At 50.6% G+C, this 391-nt stretch carries 1 pseudogene; it reads right to left on the bottom strand.

The features are described 5' to 3' along the window. Positions 1-391 (bottom strand): annotated as a pseudogene (locus tag DWY25_RS17905) (hypothetical protein); the annotation flags it as partial.

Genomic DNA, 391 nt, shown 5'->3' with positions numbered 1-391 from the left:
GTATATCTTTCGCTAAGGCGTAACTGAACAGACTTTTGGCAACGCTGCCCAATTCCCGTTTCAGCTTCGCCACAGGATGGATTCCCCGTCCTTTCCGGATCGCTCCGACTTCCTGCAGCCACGCATCCAGCCGTTCATCGATCTCCATCAAATACTTCAGTGTCGGTTCCTTCAGGATCGAATAGCGCACTGCGATTCCCTGGACCTTAAAATAGCGATTCAACTGTCTTACGATTTCCATCGCTTTCTGCCAGTGACGCGGACGATACCGTTTGACCCAGGCACCCCAAAAGAACGTCATTTTATTCGCATTCGCCTCAAACTTCGTTCCATCGATCATCAGGATCGCAGCCTCCAGCGCTTTTTGATCCTGGATGCACAGATAAACCTG

The organism is Holdemania filiformis, from assembly GCF_003459085.1.
GTDB lineage: Bacteria > Bacillota_I > Bacilli_A > Erysipelotrichales > Erysipelotrichaceae > Holdemania > Holdemania filiformis.
This window is presented reverse-complemented; position numbering and strand designations above follow the sequence as displayed.